The following is a 19,638-nucleotide window of genomic DNA, read 5'->3' as shown; positions in this document are numbered from 1 at the left end:
CGATGAATAGACGAGTTGTAATTACTGGAATGGGAATTTATTCTTGTATCGGAACTTCTTTGGACGAAGTAAAAGATTCGTTATACGAAGGAAAATCTGGTATTCAGTTTGATTCTGAACGTAAAGAATTTGGTTTCCAGTCGGCCTTAACAGGAATGGTTCCGAAAGCCGATCTTAAAAATTTATTGACGCGAAGACAACGTATGAGCATCGGTGAAGAAACCGAGTATGCTTATATGGCCACTATAGAAGCGCTTAAAAACGCTAACATCGATGATGCCTTTTTTGACGAACGCGAAGTAGGTATTATGTACGGAAACGACTCTGTTTCTAAAGCCATCATTGACGCAACAGATATTGTACGCGAGAAAAAAGACACTGCCCTTATTGGTTCTGGTGCCATTTTTAAATCAATGAATTCTACGGTTACGATGAATCTTTCTACGATTTTTAAACTTCGCGGAATCAATCTTACCGTTAGTGCTGCTTGTGCAAGCGGTTCCCACTCAATTGGTTTGGCTTATTTTTTAATTAAAAGCGGTTTTCAAGACATTGTAATTACTGGCGGAGCTCAAGAAATCAACAAATATGCCATGAGCAGTTTTGATGGATTAGGCGTTTTTTCTAACAGAGAAGGCGATCCTACAAAAGCCTCAAGGCCTTTTGACATTGGTCGCGATGGATTAATTCCGAGTGGCGGTGGCGCAACTTTAATTTTAGAAAGCTATGAATCTGCCATTGCGCGCGGTGCCAATATCATTGCAGAAATTGGCGGTTACGGATTTTCTTCAAACGGAGGACATATCTCAACGCCAAACGTTGAAGGACCTGCAACAGCAATGAAACGTGCGCTTGACGATGCAAAATTAGAAGCTTCAGATATTGAATATATAAATGCTCATGCAACCTCAACTCCTGTTGGAGATGCAAACGAAGCAAAAGCCATTTTTGAGGTTTTTGGAGAAAAAAATCCTCCGGTAAGCTCTACAAAATCAATGACTGGCCACGAATGCTGGATGGCAGGAGCCAGCGAAATCATTTATTCTATCTTAATGATGCAGCATGATTTTATCGCGCCAAACATCAATTTGGAAACTCCAGACGAAGATGCGTCAAAATTAAATTTAGTTAAAACTACGTTAAACAAAAAATTTGACATATTTTTGTCCAATTCTTTCGGTTTCGGAGGAACCAACTCTGCGTTGGTGGTTAAAAAGTTTAAATTGAACAATGAATAAAGAAGAGATTATAGCAAAAATTAATGGTTTTTTAGTTGATGAATTTGAAGTTGATAATGACGACATTGAACCAAATGCTAATTTAAAAGATACACTTGGGTTAGACAGTCTGGATTATGTTGACTTAGTCGTTTCAATAGAGGCAAACTTTGGTGTAAAACTAGTTGAAGCAGATTTTGTTGGAATTTCTGATTTTCAAAGTTTTTATGACTTAATCGAAACTAAAATCAAAGCCAAATCAGCTTAAATGAGTCAATGGGATGGTAAATCCAAAGGAACTGTATTAGGTTATAAAATATTCGTTTTTTTAATTCAAAAAGCGGGTGTAAAAGCTGCTTATGTCTTACTTTATTTTGTTGCTTCTTATTATTTTTTATTTCTAAGAAAAAGCAATAAAGCCATTTTCTATTACTTTAAAGAAAGACTTCAGTATTCCTATTTCAAATCTAAAAAAATGGTTTTCAAAAGCTATTACACTTTTGGGCAAACCATTATTGATAAAGTTTCCATTTCTGCTGGAATGAGAAACAAATTTACCTACGAATTTGACGGAATAGAAACGCTTAAAAAACTACTTGCCGAGAAAAAAGGCGGCGTTTTAATCAGTGCCCATGTTGGTAATTTTGAAATTGCTGAACACTTTTTAGGTGATATTGACCTTAATTTCCAAATCAATCTTGTTACAACAGATTTAGAGCATTCTGCTATTAAGAATTATCTAGAAAGCGTTTCTCAAAAACCAACCGTAAAATTTATTATCATCAAAGAAGATTTGTCTCATATTTTTGAGATCAATGCCGCTTTGGCCAATAACGAATTAATCTGCTTTACAGGTGATCGTTATTTTGAAGGAACCAAATCACTTTCTGAAAACCTGCTTGGCAAAGAAGCCAATTTTCCTGCAGGTCCTTTTTTAATTGCTTCACGATTAAAAGTTCCAGTAGTTTTTGTTTATGTAATGAAAGAGCCAAATCTTCATTATCATTTGTACGCAAGAGAAGCCGAAGTAAAACATCGTGACGAAAAAGCACTTTTGAAAGAATATGTAAAAAGCGTTGAAAGTATCTTGAATCGTTATCCTTTACAATGGTTCAATTATTTTGATTTTTGGAACGATATAAAGTCTTAAATTTTTTCCGCCACGAATTCACGAATTATACTATCATTTGGAGCGAATGCTTTTGTCGCTAATTTCACTAATTTTTTCTTAACGCAATATCCTTTGCATAAACCATAATTTGTGAAATTTACTACAGCCATAATTTCAGCAAAATCATCTTTACAGTATTTAAAATAATTCGTGAACTCGTGGCTAATAAAAATTTAAACAAAATCATTCATAACAGCTGTATTTTGAATAATTCGTGAATTCGTGGCTAATAAAAAAACGTTGGTCGAAATAAGAAAATTCGTTTAAATAAATTTACTTACTTTTGCTGACCACCAAAGCCAAAAAACCTAATGAAAAATGTTCTCGTAATTTATTATTCTCAATCTGGACAATTGGAATCTATTGCAAGAAATATTGCAAAACCATTTCTAAATTCAGAAGAAATAAATCTTACTTTTCACGAAATACAATTAGAAAAACCATTTCCATTTCCTTGGAACAAAGAATCATTTTTTGATGCATTTCCAGAATCGTTTTTACAGATTCCGACTGCATTAAAACCTGTTCCAGAAGAAATTCTAAACACAAAGTTTGATTTGGTATTATTTCATTATCAGGTTTGGTATTTATCTCCTTCAATTCCGATCAATTCATTTTTGAAAAGTGATGACGCCAAGAAAATTTTGAACAATACACCTGTAATCACAATAAGCGGTTCAAGAAACATGTGGATTATGGCTCAGGAAAAAATCAAAGTTTTGCTTAGAAAAGCCAATGCCAATTTGGTTGGAAATGTAGCTTTGGTTGATCGCGTTGGAAATTTAATCAGCGTTATTACCATCGTAGAATGGATGTTTTCTGGAGTTAAGAAAAAATATTTAGGTATATTTCCGCTTCCGGGAGTTTCAGAAAAAGACATACAAGAATCCAGTCAGTTTGGAGAAATTATGCTTGATTCTTTACAACAAAATAATTTAGCACAATTACAGCCAAAATTAGTCAAAGCTGGCGCTGTAAAAATAAGTTCATATTTAGTGACTGTTGACAAAACGGCCAATAAAATTTTCAATAAATGGTCAAACATCATTTATAAAAATCAAAAAAAACGAAAACAGCTGCTTAAAGTATTTAATGTTTATTTATTCCTTGCGATATGGTTAATTTCACCAATAGTGTATATATTGCACCTTATTACCTATCCGCTTAAGTTAAAAACTATAAAAAAGGAAACTCAATATTATCAGGGAGTTTAGAAGACGAAATTTAAATTATGTTTGAAGTATATATTACAAAAGCTGCAAAATATTTGCCAAACGAAGCCGTTTCAAATGACGAAATGGAAGCCTATCTAGGCCTTATCAATGATACTGCTTCTAAAGCAAGACGTATTATTTTGCGCAATAATAAAATTACAAGCCGATATTACGCTGTTGATAAAGAAGGAAAAAGCACTCACAGCAATGCCGAATTAACCAAAAATGCCATTTTACCGTTATTCGACGAAAATTTTACGCCTCAAGATGTAGAAGTACTTTCATGTGGGACCTCAACTCCCGACATTTTTCTGCCTTCGCATGCTGCGATGGTTCACGGTCTTTTAAAAAATAAATCCGTGGAATTAAACTCTTCAACAGGAGTTTGCTGTGCCGGAATGAACTCTCTTAAATTTGGCTTTCTTTCTATAAAATCTGGAAATTCAAAAAATGCAATCTGCACAGGATCTGAAAAAGTTTCAACCTGGCTGAATGCTCAAAAATACAATCACGAGGCTGATAATTTAAAAAGCCTTGAAGAACAGCCCATTATTGCGTTCAAAAAAGATTTTCTTCGCTGGATGTTGTCTGATGGTGCTGGAGCTTTTTTATTAGAAAATAAACCAAGAGGACCAATTTCTCTAAAAATCGAATGGATGGAAGCTTTTTCGTATGCGTACGAATTGGAAACTTGCATGTATGCGGGAGGTGATAAATTGGAAAACGGAGAAATTAAAGGCTGGAGCGATTATTCTCCAGAACAATGGCTAAACGAATCTGTTTTTTCTATAAAACAAGACGTTAAATTATTAGATGAATTTATCCTGTCAAAAGGTGCTGAAAGCATGAAAGACGCTATGGATAAAAACAATATTAAATCGGAAGATATTACTTATTTCATTCCTCACGTTTCTTCTAACTTTTTTGTTGAAGGATTGAAAAAAGGATTAACAGAAAAAGGTATCGGAATGAGCGATGACAAATGGTTCATGAATCTTTCTCGAGTTGGAAATGTTGGCTCTGCTTCTATTTACCTAGCTCTTGAAGAATTACTGAATTCAGGGAATTTGAAAAAAGGAGATAAAATTTTATTATCTGTTCCAGAAAGCGGAAGATTCTCTTTCGCGTATGCGTATTTAACAGTTTGCTAATGGAAACAATGGCACTTCTAGAAAAAGAAATGGTAGAAAATTTACTGCCGCAAAAGTTCCCTTTTGTGATGGTAGACGCTATGCATTCTTATTCTGAAACTTCTTTGGTTTCTGGTTTAGAAATTCAACGCGATAATATTTTTGTATCAAACGATACTTTTCTTGAAGCTGGATTAATAGAACACATGGCACAATCTGTAGCATTGCATACAGGATATCAATATTTTTTGAGAAACGAAATTGCTCCAACGGGTTATATTGGTTCTATTAAAGAAATTGAAATCAAGAGACTTCCAAAACTAAGCGACAATATTCAGTCTCAAGTAACAATTCTACAGGAATTTGCTGGAATTACTTTGGTGGATATTGTGACGACTTTGAACAATGAAGAAATTGCCAGAGGACAAATGAAAACTGTTTTGGCAAAATAAAATTATAATGAAAGCTACTGCTGTTGACATACAAAATTATTTACCGCACCGAGCACCAATGCTTATGGTGGATTTGATTTTGAATATTGATTCAAGTTCAGTAGAAACTGTTTTTCTTGTCGAAGAAGACAATATTTTCGTTCAAAACAATGTTTTTATTGAAGCAGGTTTAATCGAAAACACCGCTCAGACTTGTTCGGCAATTGTTGGAAAAAAATACTTTTTTGACGACAACGGAATAGAAAATGAAAACATAAATGTAATTGGATTTATCAGCGCTTTAAAAAACGTAAAAATTCATGCTCTGCCAAATGTTGGCGATACAATAATTACCAAAGCAGATTTAGTTTCGAAATTCACTGGCGATGATTACACTTTATGTACGATGAACTGTAAAAGTTCAGTCGAAGACCAGATACTCTTAGAATGCGAGATTAACTTGTTTATTCAGAAAACAATTTCGGTTTCGTAACAATTCCACTTGAAAATAATAACTAGGTAATGGAAAAAGATAAAGTACCTCAGGATCAAAGCAACTTAACGAAAAACAACGTTAAAGAACTTTTGTACGCAACAGATGAAAATGGTAATTATACCACAACATTAAGTACGGGCTGGGAACCTAAAACAATAGCACTTTCAAATTCTATAGATGAAATAAACGAACGAATTGCGGATGCCAAACAACAGGTTTTGAATGGTGAAGCAAGTCCAATTGTGTATTTTATGGAAGCCAATAAAATGGACCTTAACATATTATCCAGTTATGTTGGGTTTTGGAAATGGCGTGTAAAAAGACATTTTAAACCTAGTGTTTTTGCCAAACTAAACGATAAAATCCTGAAAAAATATGCTGATACTTTTGGAGTATCAATTGAAGAATTAAAAAACAGCATTACCAAATAAATGGAATTAACTTTCACACATCATCAGTCTGCTCATTGCGAGAATGGAGTAGCGTCAAATCTGCTAAAAAACAGCGGACTAAACATTAGCGAACCGATGGTTTTTGGTATTGGCTCTGGATTGTTTTTTGTATATCTGCCTTTTATAAAAGTGAATCATGCACCGGCAATCAGTTACAGAACTTTGCCTGGACAGATTTTCAATAAAGTCGCAACCCGTTTAAATTTAAAAATAAAAAGACAAAAATTTTCTTCTATAGCAAATGCCAATAAAGCATTAGACGAAAATTTAAAAAATAATATCCCAACCGGATTACAGGTTGGCGTTTACAATTTAAGTTATTTTCCTGACGAATATCGTTTTCATTTCAACGCACACAATTTAGTCGTTTACGGAAAAACCGAAACCGAATATTTAGTGAGCGATCCTGTAATGGAAACCGTTACGACTTTAACTTACGAAGACATGAATAAAGTACGTTTTGCCAAAGGAGCTTTTGCGCCTCGTGGACAAATGTATTACCCGATTCAGATTCCAAAAGAAGTTGATTTAAAAAGCGCCATCATAAAAGGAATCAAAAATACGTGTCGAGATATGCTTGCGCCAATGCCAATTGTTGGCGTTCGCGGCATCAAAATGGTTTCTCGCCAGATTCGAAAATGGCCTGCAAAACATGGCGTTAGAAAAGCCAATCATTATCTGGCGCAAATGGTTCGTATGCAAGAAGAAATTGGTACTGGAGGCGGTGGTTTCCGTTTTATTTATGCGGCATTTTTACAAGAAGCTTCCGTTATTTTGAATAACGAAGAATTAAAAACACTTTCTAAAGAAATGACCAAAATTGGAGATTCATGGCGTGATTTTGCTGTTGAAGCTTCAAGAATTTACAAAAACAGAAGTGCCAAAGAAGATGCTTATAACACTATTGCCGATGAACTTTTGGACATTGCCAATAGAGAAGAAATCTTTTTCAAAAAATTAAAAAAAGCGATCAGCTAAAATACTATTTTGCAATCTATCATTCAAATAGAATCCCTTTCGAAAAAGTACAAAAATGCAGAAATGTATTCTTTGAACAATGTTTCGCTAAATATAAATGAAGGTCAGATTTTTGGTTTGCTTGGCCCAAACGGTGCCGGAAAAACTACTTTGATTTCCATGCTCTGCGGATTGGTAAAACCAACTTCTGGACATTTTACAATTGATGGTTTAAACTATCAGCATCATGCTTCAAAAATTAAAAAAATCATAGGCGTTGTTCCTCAAGAATATGCTTTGTATCCAACTTTGACTGCCAGAGAAAATCTGCACTATTTTGGAAGCATGTACGGTCTAAAAGGTTTTGATTTAAAAGATAAAGTAATAGAAACTTTGGATCTTTTGGGTTTATTGAAATTTGCCGACAAACAAGTTCAAACTTTCTCAGGCGGAATGAAACGCCGTGTAAATCTGATCGCAGGAATTCTACATAATCCGAAAGTTTTGTTTTTGGATGAGCCAACAGTTGGTGTCGATGTTCATTCTAAAACTGCCATTATCGATTATTTGAAAGTGTTGAACCAAAACGGAACGACTATTATTTATACTTCGCATCATTTGGCTGAAGCCGAAGATTTCTGTTCGCAAATTGCAATTTTAGACCAAGGACAAATTTACGCACAAGCAACTCCGTTGGCATTAATTGAATCTACAAAAGATGCTCGAAATCTCGAAGATGTTTTTATTTCATTAACCGGTAAAGCGTTGAGAGATGATATATAAAATTTGGATGTCGGTAGTAAAAGAATTCCTTTTGCTAAAAAGAGATTTAGGCGGATTGATCATTTTATTTGTCATGCCTTTGGTTTTGGTAATTGCCGTAACCTTAATTCAAGACAGCACTTTTAAAGCTGTAACCGATTCTAAAATTCAGATTCTTTTGGTCGATAAAGACAAAGGATCTGTGTCGAAAACCGTTTTTGAGAACTTAGAAAAAAGCAAAAACTTTATCATTGTAACACAAATTGACCATAAACCGATTACCGAAGAAATTGCCAAAGAAAATGTGTACAAAGGAAAATTTCAATTGGCGATTGTAATTCCAGAAAATCTAAGCTCTGATTTGCAGGAAAAAGTGAATCAGAATGTAGAGAAAATTGTCAGCAATTTGGGATTGACCGATAGTACAACAGCTGACAAACCTCAGCGTGTCATTAAAGAAAAAGAAGTAAAACTATATTTTGATCCAGCCGTTCAAATGAGTTTTAAAAATGCGGTTATGAGTTCGATCGATAAAATGATTTCTCAGATTGAAACCAAATCGATTTATTCTACTTTTCAAAAACAACTCGGAGAAGAAACAATCGATTTTGAACAAAAGAACTTTATTACGTTCAAAGAAATAATTCCGAGAATCAACAACAAAGAAGTTCGACCGAATTCCGTTCAGCACAACGTTCCAGCGTGGACACTTTTTGCGATATTTTTTATTGTGATTCCATTATCAATCAATATTGTAAAAGAAAAATCACAAGGGACTTTTGTTCGATTAAGAACCAATCCTGTTTCTAATCTGGTTGTTATTATTGGAAAAACCATTACCTACTCCATCATTTGTATGATTCAGTTTTACATGATGGTTGCCGTTGCCGTATTCTTATTTCCATCCATCGGATTGCCTTCTTTAAATATCGAAGGTCATTTTGTATTGACAAGTATTGTAGCATTATTTTCAGGTTTTGCAGCAATCGGGTTCGGAATCTTGTTAGGAACTGTTGCCAGCACACAAGAACAATCTGCTCCATTTGGCGCGACAAGTGTGATTATTTTAGCGGCAATTGGCGGTGTTTGGGTTCCTGTTTTTGCTATGCCGAAAATCATGCAGTTTATTGCAAAATCATCTCCAATGAACTGGGGATTAGAAGCTTTTTACGATGTTTTATTGCGTAACGTTTCTTTCGTCGAAATCATACCAAGAATAAGTTTATTATTTTTGTTTTTCATTATTACCACTTCCATCGCATTATTTTATGATAAAAAGAAAAGAGCAGTTTAAAGAAGCTACAGATCTAACCGTTTCACACGAAATCAGGATTCGTTTTAACGAAACAGATCCGCTTGGAATTGTTTGGCACGGCAATTACATCACGTATTTTGAAGATGGACGAGAAGCTTTTGGACGTCAGCATGGACTTACTTATCTGGATATTGCCAAAACGGGTTATACTACGCCAATTGTAAAATCGACTTGCGAACATAAATTGTCTTTGCGTTACGGAGATGTAGTTACAATTGAAACAACCGTTGTTGACACTCCAGCAGCAAAAATGATTTACCGTTTTAAAATTATTGACGACAAAGGAGAAGTAGCCTGCACAGGCGAAACTACTCAAGTTTTTTTAGATGCAGCAGGAAATTTAATGCTGACAAATCCGCCTTTTTATGAGGAATGGAAACGAAAAGTGGGATTATTGAAGTAGCCACGAATTACACAAATTTTCACGAATTAAAAATAATAGAATCTATACAAATCTGCTTAAATCTGTAAAATCTGCGTGAAACCCTTTTTTTAGAAAACGCTTAAAATAAAAAACATACCTACAAGATTTTAGAGACCTTGCAGAAGAAAATCAGAATCATAAAATGTTAAGAGAAATATACATCACAGAAACAAATTGCATCACCCCTTTAGGTTTTGATGTTGAATCTAATATCAGCGCTATTCTTCGTGGCGATTCTGGAATTCAGCTTCATAACGATGTTTCTTTGATGCCGAATCCGTTTTATGCTTCGATTATTTCTGATGAAAAAATAAACACTGCTTTTTCAAAAATTAGTACTGAAACAAAATATTCCCGTTTAGAGAAAATGATGATTTTGGCTTTGGAACCAATTATCAAAAACTCAAACGTAGAATTAAATTCAAAAACTGCTTTTATACTTTCTACCACAAAAGGAAATGTAATCGCTTTAGCAAATGATTCTGAGGAAAGTTTTAACAACGCACATTTAGATGTTTTGGCTAAAAACGTTGCCGATTTCTTCGGATTCCAAACTCAGCCAATTGTAGTTTCGAATGCCTGCGTTTCTGGAATTTTAGCCATTTCTGTTGCCAAAAGAATGATTCAATCTGAACTTTACGATACTATTTTTGTGGTGGCTGGCGACGAAGTTTCTGAATTTGTTTTGTCAGGTTTTAATGCTTTCCAAGCGATGAGCGAACTGCCTTGCAAACCCTATTCTAAAAACAGAACCGGCGTAAGTTTAGGCGAAGCAACTGCAGCTGTTTTAGTTTCGGCAGAAGCGAAAAACGCTAAAATAAAAGTAATTGGCGACAGTTCGATAAACGATGCGAATCATATTTCGGGTCCGTCAAGAACAGGTGAAGGTTTGTTTAGAAGTATTCAGAATGCTTTGAAAGAAGCTCAAATTGAAGCAAACAAATTAGATTATATTTCAGCACACGGAACCGCAACGCCTTATAATGACGAAATGGAAGCGATTGCTCTAACTCGTTTAGACTTACAAAATGTCCCCGTAAATAGTTTAAAAGGATTTTACGGTCATACACTTGGCGCTTCGGGATTATTAGAAACGGTTATTGCAATTGAATCTGCGAATCAAAGCAAGCTTTTTGAATCCAAAGGTTTTGATGAAATTGGGGTTAGTGAAAATATTAATGTGATTGAAAAAAACGGAGAAAAGAATATTGAATATTTCCTGAAAACGGCTTCTGGTTTTGGAGGTTGTAATACGGCTGTGATTTTTGAGAAAATGAAATAAATTTCAACTGTTCGGAAATTCCGAACAGTTGAAAAATCCAACTTGTCAATAAATCTTACAAGTTCAATATATTTAAAATTCATGAAATTATGGACGATGATATTACATACCTAAAAAAATATATTGAGCGAAATCTTAATAAAAGAGAAGTTGGTCATTGGGAATATATTGTTCGTCCTGAAATCAGAGATGTTATCAACGCTTTAAGTGAAACTGATAGTGAAAGATTTTCCAAGGAAATTTTTAATTGGGATGAAAAAACGATATATCCATTAGCTGATGAAATCATATTTGGTGATAATAAATACATAGATCAAGATTATCTCTATTGTTGTATTTTTTTAAAAATTAATGATAAAGAAAAGTTACGCTATTTATATGAAAATTTATTTGCCACCTTCAATCTGATTAACTTTGAAAAAATCTCTTTAGAATTCTTTATACAGATGAAAGAGAAAATAAAAAATCTTTACAACATAAAAGATGAAAAGGAAAATGAGGATTATTTCATTAAACCATTAAATGATATAATTAATGAAAAAATGAAGAACATCTAAAATCACTAATTCAGTATAAATTTTATACTAATTAATTACAAATGACTCAAAACAAAACCTACATACAATCCTACATCAAAATCCAAAACAACGAAATTGTTTTGAACGGAACTTCTGTATTTAAAATTGAACCAACCGATTTTGCTGATTTCTCGAAACAAGCGTATCGTAATTTTGAAATGCAATATCCAAAGTTTTTCAAAATGGATGCTTTGAGCAAACTGGCTTTTTTAGGATCAGAATTGCTTTTGAGCCCGATTACCTCAACAGAGAAAGAAAATAATATTGCTTTGGTTTTGGCCAATAAATCGTCGAGTTTGGATACCGATGTAAAATATCAGGAATCTATTTCAGACAAAAAAAACTATTATCCGAGTCCGGCGGTCTTTGTTTATACGCTGCCAAATATTTGTTTGGGCGAAATAAGTATCCGTCATCAGCTGAAAAGTGAAAATTCTTTCTTTATATTTGACACCTTTAACACCGAATTTATGTCGAATTATTCGAATATTCTTCTGAATACAAATAAAGCAGATGTGGTTTTGTGCGGTTGGGTAGAATATTTTAACGACAATTATAAAGCTTTTTTATGTACAATTAATACAGAAGAAAATGCAAAATATACAAACGAGACTATCAATACATTATACAATAAATAATCATGGAAGCATTAAAAGAAGAATTAAAAAATAAAATCATAACTACTTTAAACCTTGAAGATATCGCAGTAGAAGATATTGCTGATAACGATCCTTTGTTTGGAGATGGTTTAGGTTTAGACTCGATTGATGCACTTGAATTGATCGTGATTTTAGATAAAGATTACGGAATTAAATTGGTTGACCCGAAAGAAGGAAAAGCTATTTTCCAATCTATCGAAACTATGGCGGCTTATATTAGCGCAAATAGAACAAAATAGATTTCAGATTTTAGACTTTAGATTTTAGATTCCATCCTGAATCTAAAATTTTAAATGTTTAAAAATCTGTCAACTTTGTCAAAGTTTGAAACTTTGACAAAGTTCTGAGAATCTAAAATCTAAAATCATAAATCTAAAATTAGATGAAAGGTGTTGCAATAACGGGAATGGGAATTATCTCTGCGATTGGTAATTCGGTTGAGGAAAATTATATTTCACTGACCGAAAACAAAATCGGCATTTCTCGTATTCAAAATATTTCGACTGTTCACGCAGATGTTATCAAAGTTGGTGAAATCAAAAAAACCAATGAAGATCTTATCGATGAACTGAAATTAAATGAGGATAATAATTTTTCCAGAACCGCTATGATTGGCACTTTGGCAGCAAAACAAGCTGTTGAAAATGCTGGAATTACCGATATAAATGAATTTAGGACGGGACTTATTTCGGCTACAAGCGTGGGCGGAATGGACATGACGGAAAGACATTATTATGATTATTTCGAAAAACCAGAATTGGTTAAATATATCACTTGCCACGATGGCGGCGATGTTGCCGAAAAAATTGCTGAAGAATTAGGTTTAAAAGGAATGGTAACAACCATCAGTACGGCTTGTTCGTCTGCTGCCAATTCGATTATGTTGGGTGCAAGATTGATCAAAACGGGAAAATTAGATCGCGTAATTGTTGGCGGAGCCGATGCTTTAGCAAAATTTACCATCAACGGGTTCAAGACTCTGATGATTTTATCTGACGATTACAACAAACCTTTTGACAACACCAGAAAAGGATTAAATCTTGGAGAAGCTGCTGCATTTTTGGTTTTAGAATCGGATGAAATTGTTGAAAAGCAAAACAAAAAAGTGCTGGCAAGAGTTTCGGGTTACGGAAATGCCAACGACGCTTTTCACCAAACCGCTTCTTCAGAAAATGGAGACGGCGCTTATTTGGCGATGAAAAAAGCATTTGAAGTTTCTGGCCTAAAACCATCTGAAATTGATTACATCAACGTGCACGGAACCGCAACTCCGAACAACGATTTGTCTGAGGGAAGAGCTTTGCTTCGAATTTATGAAAACGAAAAAGTTCCAGATTTTAGTTCTACAAAACCTTTTACAGGACATACTTTAGCGGCTGCTGCTGCGATTGAAGCCGTTTATAGCGTTTTGGCTATTCAAAATAATGTGGTTTATCCAAACTTAAATTTTGAAACTCCGATGGAAGAATTTGATTTGAAACCGCAAACCTCATTAAAAAATAAAAACATTGATCACGTTTTATCCAACTCTTTTGGTTTTGGAGGAAACTGTTCAACTCTTATATTTTCAAAAAGCTAATGACAAAAAAAACATATATAAATGGAGTAGGCTGTATTTCGACTCAAAAAACATTTGATACTGTTTTTTTGGAAGAGGCCAGTGTTAATCACGACGAAAATGTACTGGCAATTGTTCCGCCAGCGTACAAAGATTATATTTCGCCAGCAGCCAGCCGACGCATGGCAAAAGGTGTAAAAAACGGAATCGTAGCTTCGGCTTTGGCTATGAAAGATGCGAATGTTGAAAGCGTTGATGCGATTATTACAGGAACTGGTTTAGGATGTATTGAAGATTCTGAAAAATTCCTAAAAAGCATTTTAGATAATAATGAAGAGTTTTTGACTCCAACTTCTTTTATTCAATCAACCCACAACACAGTTGGAGCGCAGATTGCTCTTTTACAGCAATGTAAAGGTTATAATTTTACTTACGTGAATGGTGCGGTTTCTTTTGAATCGGCATTGATTGATGCTAAAATGCAGATTGAAGAAGATGAAGCCAATTCAATTTTAGTGGGCGGTGTTGATGAAAATGGAGATTATACTACTGCCCTTTTCAAATTAAACGGACGTATTAAAAAAGACAATTCGGCTCCTTATGATGTTTTAAATTCTACAACAAGTGGAGCTGTTTATGGCGAAGGCGCTAGTTTTTTTGTTTTAGAAAACGAAAGAAAAGAAAACACTTATGCCGAACTTCTAGACGTTTCTATTATAAATACTTTGGAAGAAAATGAGGTTGAAGCAGCTGCTGTTTCTTTCTTAAAATCAAATAATTTGGAAATTTCAGACGTTGATGCACTTATTTTAGGTTTTGACGGAAATGTCGATTTTGAGAATTATTACAGAAATCTTGCCGAAAATTCGTTTGCTCAAACTCCTGTTTTGTATTACAAACACTTGAGTGGCGAATATGATACAGCTTCGGCTTTTGCTTTTTGGATGGCTTCTAAAATATTGAAAAATCAGGAAATCCCTGAAATTACAAAAGTAAATGCTGTCGAAAAATCAGACTACAAAAAGATTTTATTATACAATCAATTAAACGGAAAAAACCATAGTTTTACGCTGCTGTCAAAATGATAACGCACAAAAACATATCACTGTTTTTTATCTTTTTATTGCTTTTATTGTTTCTTTTGAATCTGTATAACGCAATTCATTTTCTGTGGTTTGTTGTTATAATTCTAGTTTGGATTGGAATAAATGCTTTTGGTTCTGCTAGAATTTCTTCTAATTATCATGTAAAAGCATTTTGCAGTAATCCTTTAGAAACAGAAAAAAAAATCGCCTTAACTTTTGATGACGGTCCGAGCATTTATACTTTGGAAGTTTTAGAACTTCTGAAAAAATACAACGCCAAAGCAACCTTTTTCTGTATTGGGAAAAACATCGAAACGCATCCTGAAATTCTCCAAAAAGTGATTGATGAAGGGCACTTAATTGGAAATCATTCCTATTCTCATTCTAAATTTTTTGATTTTTATAATGCTAAAAAAATAACCGAAGAAATTCAGAAAACAGACACGCTTCTAGAAAAATTCACTTCTAGAAAAATAAACTTTTTTCGTCCGCCTTATGGAGTTACAACTCCTTCCATCAGAAGAGCTTTAAAAGTAACCGGACATAAAACAATTGGCTGGAATATCCGTTCTCTTGACGGAGGAACAAAAGATCAGGAATTAATTTTCAATCGGTTAATTAAACATATTTGTCCCGGCGGAATTGTACTTTTGCATGATACGGGAAAACATTCTGTTTTAGTCTTGGAACAGTTTTTGCAATTTTTACAAAAAAATAATTATCAAGTCGTTTCTATTGAAGAACTTTTGAATCTTAAAGCTTATGAAAATTGAACGCGGATAAAACAGATTCGCTTGCGCGAAGATGCGGATAAAAACGGATTTTATTAAAATATGAAAACTCAGATAGCTATACTAATTTTATTTATTTCAGGCAATTTGTTCGCTCAGGAACAAAAAATGACCGATGCTGAAATTGCGTCTTTTAAGCAAGATGTAAATGTTGTGGCTAAAAAAATCAAAACTTTAACTACCGATTTTGTTCAGTACAAGCATTTAGATTTTTTATCAAAAGACATTGAAACTTCAGGAAAAATGGTTTTTAAAGAGCCTGCTTTACTTCAATGGCAATATAAGAAACCGTACAATTACAGCATTACTTTCAAAAACGGAAAAATCCTGATTAACGACGAAGGAAAGAAAAGCGCAGTTGATATTGGAAACAGTAAAATCTTCGCTCGAATCAATAAATTAATTGTGGGAAGCGTAAGCGGAAATATGTTTGATGATAAAGAATTTACGATTTCGTATTTTAAATTGAAAGGTCAGAATCTGGCAAAGTTTATTCCGAAAGATGCGACGCTAAAAAAATACATCAAACAAATCGAACTGACTTTTGACAAAGAAGAAGCAACCGTTGTTCAAGTAAAATTGTTAGAATCATCTGAAGATTATACTCGAATTGTACTTAAAAATAAAGTGATCAATGCAAAAATCGACGATTCAGTTTTTACTAATTAATTGCTTTCTGGCAATTGTTTTAATTTCTTGCGGCTCGGTCACAAAAAATTATACGCCTAAAAAATTAGACAAAACGTCTTATACCGTTCCGTATTTCACAGATTCAAAAACCGATTATGTTTATAAAACAAACATAACTGTATACGGAAATGAATTGTCTGGAATTTTTATTGCCAAGAAAATAAACGACACTACACACCGAATTGTTTTTACAACCGAATTCGGAAACAAATTGATGGATTTTGAAATTTCAGAAACCGATTTTAAAGTCAATTCTATTGTTTCAGAATTGGATCGAAAAATATTGATCAATACTTTAAAAGAAGATTTTAGACTGCTTTTAAAGAAAGAATATCAAATTCAGGAACAATTTGAAAACGAATCAGATGACATTTATAAATCGGCAGATGGTAAACGCGATAATTATATTTTTATCTCCAAAAAAGATCAGAAATTAGAAAAGATCGTTCATTCGTCAAAAACAAAAGAAAAATTTACACTGCTTTTCAGTTCAGAAAACAATATTTTTGCTGAGAAGATTCAGATAATTCACCAGAATATTAAATTGAAAATTGAGCTGAACTATTTCAAATCAGAATAAAAGCTTAATCTAACCCTAAACTTTAAATCAATTAGAAATGAAAAAATTTGTTGTACTTGCATTTATTATATTAATCGGAATCCAAGCAGAAGCGCAGGTAAAAGTTAGTCCTGGACTTAGAGGAGGTTTGAATGTGTCAACATTAACGAATATAGACGATAATAGTTCTAAAACCGATTTTTATGTTGGTGGATTGGTAGATATTAAATTCAATAAATTTTTCTCGTTACAACCAGAGATAACATATTCTAGACAAGGTGATGAAGGAAGAGAATATTTTGATAATGGCAGTTACCGTAATATAAATTATGAACTAAATTATATAACGTTTGGAGCTGTTGCAAAATTTAACTTTGGTGGTGGAGGTTTTCATGTTTTGGCAGGACCTTCTTTAGATTTAAAAGTTGGTGATAATTACATCAACACTGATCCTGAAGATTTTGATCTTGCATTTGTTGGAGGTATTGGATACACATTGCCAAACGGATTGACTTTTGAAGCTAGATTAAAACAAGGATTAGTTGATATTTATGGATATGAAGGTGTTCACAATGACTATTATTATGATGATGTAATTTTAAATCAGGTTTTTCAAATTGGAATTCGTTATACTTTTAAAACAAAATAAATAATGATTTTAGAAGATTTTTATAAAATACTATCAGAAGAAAAAGTATCTGATTCGAAATATACAATTACAATTTTAGTCAATGAAAATCATGAGGTTTTTAAAGGGCATTTCCCTGGAAATCCTATTATGCCTGGTGTTTGCATGATTCAGATTATCAAGGAACTTACAGAATCTATTACAAAAAGTTCATTGATGATTCAGTCTTTGGCAAATGTAAAATTCATGGCACTGATTAATCCTGAGGTTACACCAGAATTACGTTTGGAACTGGATATTACAACGACTGAAGAAGGTTTGGTAAAAGTGAAAAACACGACTTACTTTAACGACACAACTGCTCTTAAATTGAGTAATGTGTACAAAAAAATATAATTATGAAACTGTTACTGACATTACTTTTATGGGTTAGTTTTGCTGGAACGCCAGATTTGGCTTCTATCCGCAAAATGTATGCTGATGTAGCAAAATCAGAAAGCAATGCCAAAGATTTTGTCGCAAAACTTTCTGGAGTTTCAAATAACGATGATAAAATTTTAGTGGCTTACAAAGCAGCTTCAATTTTAGTAGATTCTAAATTTGAAAAGAAATTAAGGCAAAAAATGGACCGTTTTAAAGAAGGTGCAAAATTGCTTGAAGCAACGATAAAAAGTGATCCAAGCAATATTGAAATGCGAATGATCCGATTAAGCGTTCAGCAAGATGTTCCTGCTATTACGGGTTATAAGAAAAATATCAAAGAAGATAAAAAATTCATCACAACGTATTATGCATCACAAGGTGCCGCTTTGAAAGATTATCTTAAAGACTTTGTTTTACAATCTGAAAGTTTCTCTGAAAAAGAGAAGCAATTTGTAAAGTAAGCTCAATAAATACCACATGAAATCACAGCAGGAATTACTTAGTTCGATTCACTTTTGCGTTATTGTGCCTACGTACAATAACCAAAAAACGCTGAAAAAAGTACTGGATTCTATTTTAGATTTCACCACAAATATTATTATTGTCAATGACGGTTCAACTGATTCTACTAGCGAAATTTTAAAATCGTATTCGCAAGTGACTCAAATTCATCATCCTAAAAATTTAGGAAAAGGACGAGCGCTAAGAAATGGATTTAGAAAAGCGTTGGAACTGGGTTTTGAATATGCCATTACAATCGATTCTGACGGACAGCATTTTGCCGCTGATATTCCTGTTTTCTTGAAAGCAATACAAGACGAGCCAAACGCTCTCTTGATTGGAAGCCGAAATATGACACAGGAAAATGTTCCGAAGAAAAGCAGTTTCGGAAACAAGTTTTCCAACTTTTGGTTCAAGTTTGAAACTGGAATCAAGCTAGACGATACACAGTCCGGATTTAGATTATATCCGCTTCGATTGTTTCCAAAACGTTTTTTCACTAATAAATTTGAATTTGAAATCGAAGTTATTGTGCGTGCAGCATGGAAAGGAATTGTGGTAAAAAACATTCCGATTCAGGTTTTGTATGATCCTGCTGAAAGAGTTTCGCATTTTCGTCCGTTTCAAGATTTTACCCGAATTAGCATTTTAAATACGGTTTTGGTAACCAATGCCTTGCTGTATATAAAACCAAGAGACTTTTTTAGAAGAGCAAAAAAAAAAGGTTTTAAAAAATTCTTTCTAGAAGATATTTTAGAAAGCAACGATTCTAATTTTAAAAAATCAGCTGCAATTGCGCTTGGTATTTTTATCGGACTTTCTCCTTTTTGGGGATTTCAGACCGTATTGCTTTTTACGTTTGCAGCTTTGTTCAGACTAAACAAAGTCATTGCTTATCTCACTTCAAACGTAAGTTTTCCGCCTTTTATACCGTTTATTATTTATGCTTCGCTTCAAGTTGGGAGTGTTTTTGTCAGCAGCGAAACGCCACTGGTTTTGGACAGTTCAATAACTCTTGACGATATTCAAAAAAATGCTACACAATATATCGTAGGAAGTCTTATTTTAGCAACCGTTTCAGCACTATCAGTTGGCTTTATAAGTTATTTGCTTTTAACGGCTTTTAGTTCTAAAAACAAACCGAAAATTTAAGTTAAGTTTGCCACAGATTAAAAGGATTAAAATGATTTTTACATCTACTTTGTCAGGCTGAGCGAAGTCGAAGCCAACGTCCAATTGGAATGCCCTTCGACTTCGCTCAGGGTGACAGACTAAGACTAACCCTTTTAATTGGCAGCAAAAAAACAAAATAAAT

25 protein-coding genes are annotated in these 19,638 nt (G+C 33.6%); all 25 read left to right on the top strand.

What is annotated here, in order from left to right; all coding sequences use genetic code 11:
- Positions 1-2: 2 nt before the first annotated feature.
- The 25 genes from ACNRYB_RS05095 (at position 3) to ACNRYB_RS04975 (ending at position 19,475) form a co-directional block, all read left to right on the top strand.
- Positions 3-1,238 (top strand): beta-ketoacyl-[acyl-carrier-protein] synthase family protein, encoded by a 1,236-nt coding sequence (locus ACNRYB_RS05095; protein ID WP_473729423.1) that lies wholly within the window; start codon positions 3-5, stop codon positions 1,236-1,238.
- A complete protein-coding gene (locus ACNRYB_RS05090) occupies positions 1,231-1,485 on the top strand; it encodes an acyl carrier protein (RefSeq protein WP_008465907.1) in 255 nt (84 codons plus the stop codon). The genes ACNRYB_RS05095 and ACNRYB_RS05090 overlap by 8 nt, the downstream gene beginning before the upstream one ends.
- A complete protein-coding gene (locus ACNRYB_RS05085) occupies positions 1,486-2,367 on the top strand; it encodes an LpxL/LpxP family acyltransferase (protein ID WP_379795016.1) in 882 nt (293 codons plus the stop codon).
- A 332-nt stretch (positions 2,368-2,699) separates the two neighbouring features.
- Positions 2,700-3,602 (top strand): NADPH-dependent FMN reductase family protein, encoded by a 903-nt coding sequence (locus ACNRYB_RS05080; protein WP_473729422.1) that lies wholly within the window; start codon positions 2,700-2,702, stop codon positions 3,600-3,602.
- Positions 3,603-3,619: 17 nt separating this feature from the next.
- Positions 3,620-4,753, top strand: a complete 1,134-nt coding sequence (gene darB, locus ACNRYB_RS05075) for a dialkylresorcinol biosynthesis protein DarB (protein WP_263523799.1) — start codon at positions 3,620-3,622, stop codon at positions 4,751-4,753.
- Entirely contained in the window at positions 4,753-5,184 is a 432-nt protein-coding gene (locus ACNRYB_RS05070) for a hotdog family protein (RefSeq protein ID WP_343705142.1), read from the top strand. Before darB ends, ACNRYB_RS05070 begins: the two co-directional genes overlap by 1 nt.
- A gap of 7 nt (positions 5,185-5,191) precedes the next feature.
- Complete coding sequence (locus tag ACNRYB_RS05065) at positions 5,192-5,656, top strand: hotdog family protein (protein ID WP_473729421.1); 465 nt, start codon at positions 5,192-5,194, stop codon at positions 5,654-5,656.
- 29 nt (positions 5,657-5,685) lie between these two features.
- Entirely contained in the window at positions 5,686-6,090 is a 405-nt protein-coding gene (gene DarG, locus ACNRYB_RS05060) for a flexirubin biosynthesis protein DarG (RefSeq protein ID WP_008465900.1), read from the top strand.
- The gene (gene darH / locus ACNRYB_RS05055) at positions 6,091-7,089 is read left to right on the top strand and encodes a BtrH-related acyltransferase DarH (RefSeq protein WP_263523795.1); all 999 of its coding nucleotides are present in this window, start codon (positions 6,091-6,093) and stop codon (positions 7,087-7,089) included.
- A gap of 63 nt (positions 7,090-7,152) precedes the next feature.
- On the top strand, positions 7,153-7,851 hold the full coding sequence (locus ACNRYB_RS05050) for an ABC transporter ATP-binding protein (protein ID WP_473729420.1): 699 nt from the start codon (positions 7,153-7,155) through the stop codon (positions 7,849-7,851).
- Positions 7,841-9,124 (top strand): ABC transporter permease, encoded by a 1,284-nt coding sequence (locus tag ACNRYB_RS05045; RefSeq protein ID WP_473729419.1) that lies wholly within the window; start codon positions 7,841-7,843, stop codon positions 9,122-9,124. The genes ACNRYB_RS05050 and ACNRYB_RS05045 overlap by 11 nt, the downstream gene beginning before the upstream one ends.
- On the top strand, positions 9,099-9,548 hold the full coding sequence (locus ACNRYB_RS05040; RefSeq protein WP_111423009.1) for an acyl-CoA thioesterase: 450 nt from the start codon (positions 9,099-9,101) through the stop codon (positions 9,546-9,548). The genes ACNRYB_RS05045 and ACNRYB_RS05040 overlap by 26 nt, the downstream gene beginning before the upstream one ends.
- A 163-nt stretch (positions 9,549-9,711) precedes the next feature.
- Complete coding sequence (locus tag ACNRYB_RS05035) at positions 9,712-10,851, top strand: beta-ketoacyl synthase N-terminal-like domain-containing protein (protein WP_473729418.1); 1,140 nt, start codon at positions 9,712-9,714, stop codon at positions 10,849-10,851.
- Between the two features lie 89 nt (positions 10,852-10,940).
- Positions 10,941-11,408: a hypothetical protein gene (locus ACNRYB_RS05030; RefSeq protein ID WP_473729417.1), complete on the top strand. Its 468-nt coding sequence runs from the start codon at positions 10,941-10,943 to the stop codon at positions 11,406-11,408.
- 41 nt (positions 11,409-11,449) lie between these two features.
- The gene (locus tag ACNRYB_RS05025) at positions 11,450-12,067 is read left to right on the top strand and encodes a 3-oxoacyl-ACP synthase (protein WP_473729416.1); all 618 of its coding nucleotides are present in this window, start codon (positions 11,450-11,452) and stop codon (positions 12,065-12,067) included.
- A gap of 2 nt (positions 12,068-12,069) precedes the next feature.
- Entirely contained in the window at positions 12,070-12,327 is a 258-nt protein-coding gene (locus ACNRYB_RS05020; RefSeq protein WP_008465883.1) for a phosphopantetheine-binding protein, read from the top strand.
- Between the two features lie 143 nt (positions 12,328-12,470).
- Complete coding sequence (locus ACNRYB_RS05015) at positions 12,471-13,667, top strand: beta-ketoacyl-[acyl-carrier-protein] synthase family protein (RefSeq protein ID WP_473729415.1); 1,197 nt, start codon at positions 12,471-12,473, stop codon at positions 13,665-13,667.
- On the top strand, positions 13,667-14,731 hold the full coding sequence (locus tag ACNRYB_RS05010) for a beta-ketoacyl synthase N-terminal-like domain-containing protein (RefSeq protein ID WP_473729414.1): 1,065 nt from the start codon (positions 13,667-13,669) through the stop codon (positions 14,729-14,731). The genes ACNRYB_RS05015 and ACNRYB_RS05010 overlap by 1 nt, the downstream gene beginning before the upstream one ends.
- A gap of 56 nt (positions 14,732-14,787) precedes the next feature.
- A complete protein-coding gene (locus tag ACNRYB_RS05005) occupies positions 14,788-15,504 on the top strand; it encodes a polysaccharide deacetylase family protein (protein ID WP_473729413.1) in 717 nt (238 codons plus the stop codon).
- Between the two features lie 60 nt (positions 15,505-15,564).
- On the top strand, positions 15,565-16,191 hold the full coding sequence (lolA2, locus tag ACNRYB_RS05000; RefSeq protein WP_129745845.1) for a flexirubin biosynthesis/transport protein LolA2: 627 nt from the start codon (positions 15,565-15,567) through the stop codon (positions 16,189-16,191).
- A complete protein-coding gene (gene lolB2 / locus ACNRYB_RS04995) occupies positions 16,157-16,792 on the top strand; it encodes a flexirubin biosynthesis protein LolB2 (protein ID WP_473729412.1) in 636 nt (211 codons plus the stop codon). Before lolA2 ends, lolB2 begins: the two co-directional genes overlap by 35 nt.
- Before the next feature lie 37 nt (positions 16,793-16,829).
- Positions 16,830-17,420, top strand: a complete 591-nt coding sequence (locus ACNRYB_RS04990; RefSeq protein WP_473729411.1) for a porin family protein — start codon at positions 16,830-16,832, stop codon at positions 17,418-17,420.
- A 3-nt stretch (positions 17,421-17,423) separates the two neighbouring features.
- On the top strand, positions 17,424-17,795 hold the full coding sequence (locus ACNRYB_RS04985; RefSeq protein ID WP_473729410.1) for an ApeI family dehydratase: 372 nt from the start codon (positions 17,424-17,426) through the stop codon (positions 17,793-17,795).
- 2 nt (positions 17,796-17,797) lie between these two features.
- The gene (locus ACNRYB_RS04980) at positions 17,798-18,283 is read left to right on the top strand and encodes a hypothetical protein (RefSeq protein ID WP_129745841.1); all 486 of its coding nucleotides are present in this window, start codon (positions 17,798-17,800) and stop codon (positions 18,281-18,283) included.
- 16 nt (positions 18,284-18,299) lie between these two features.
- Entirely contained in the window at positions 18,300-19,475 is a 1,176-nt protein-coding gene (locus ACNRYB_RS04975) for a DUF2062 domain-containing protein (protein WP_473729409.1), read from the top strand.
- Positions 19,476-19,638 lie beyond the last annotated feature (163 nt).

It is taken from the genome of Flavobacterium sp. CR10, from assembly GCF_055814415.1.
This window is presented reverse-complemented; position numbering and strand designations above follow the sequence as displayed.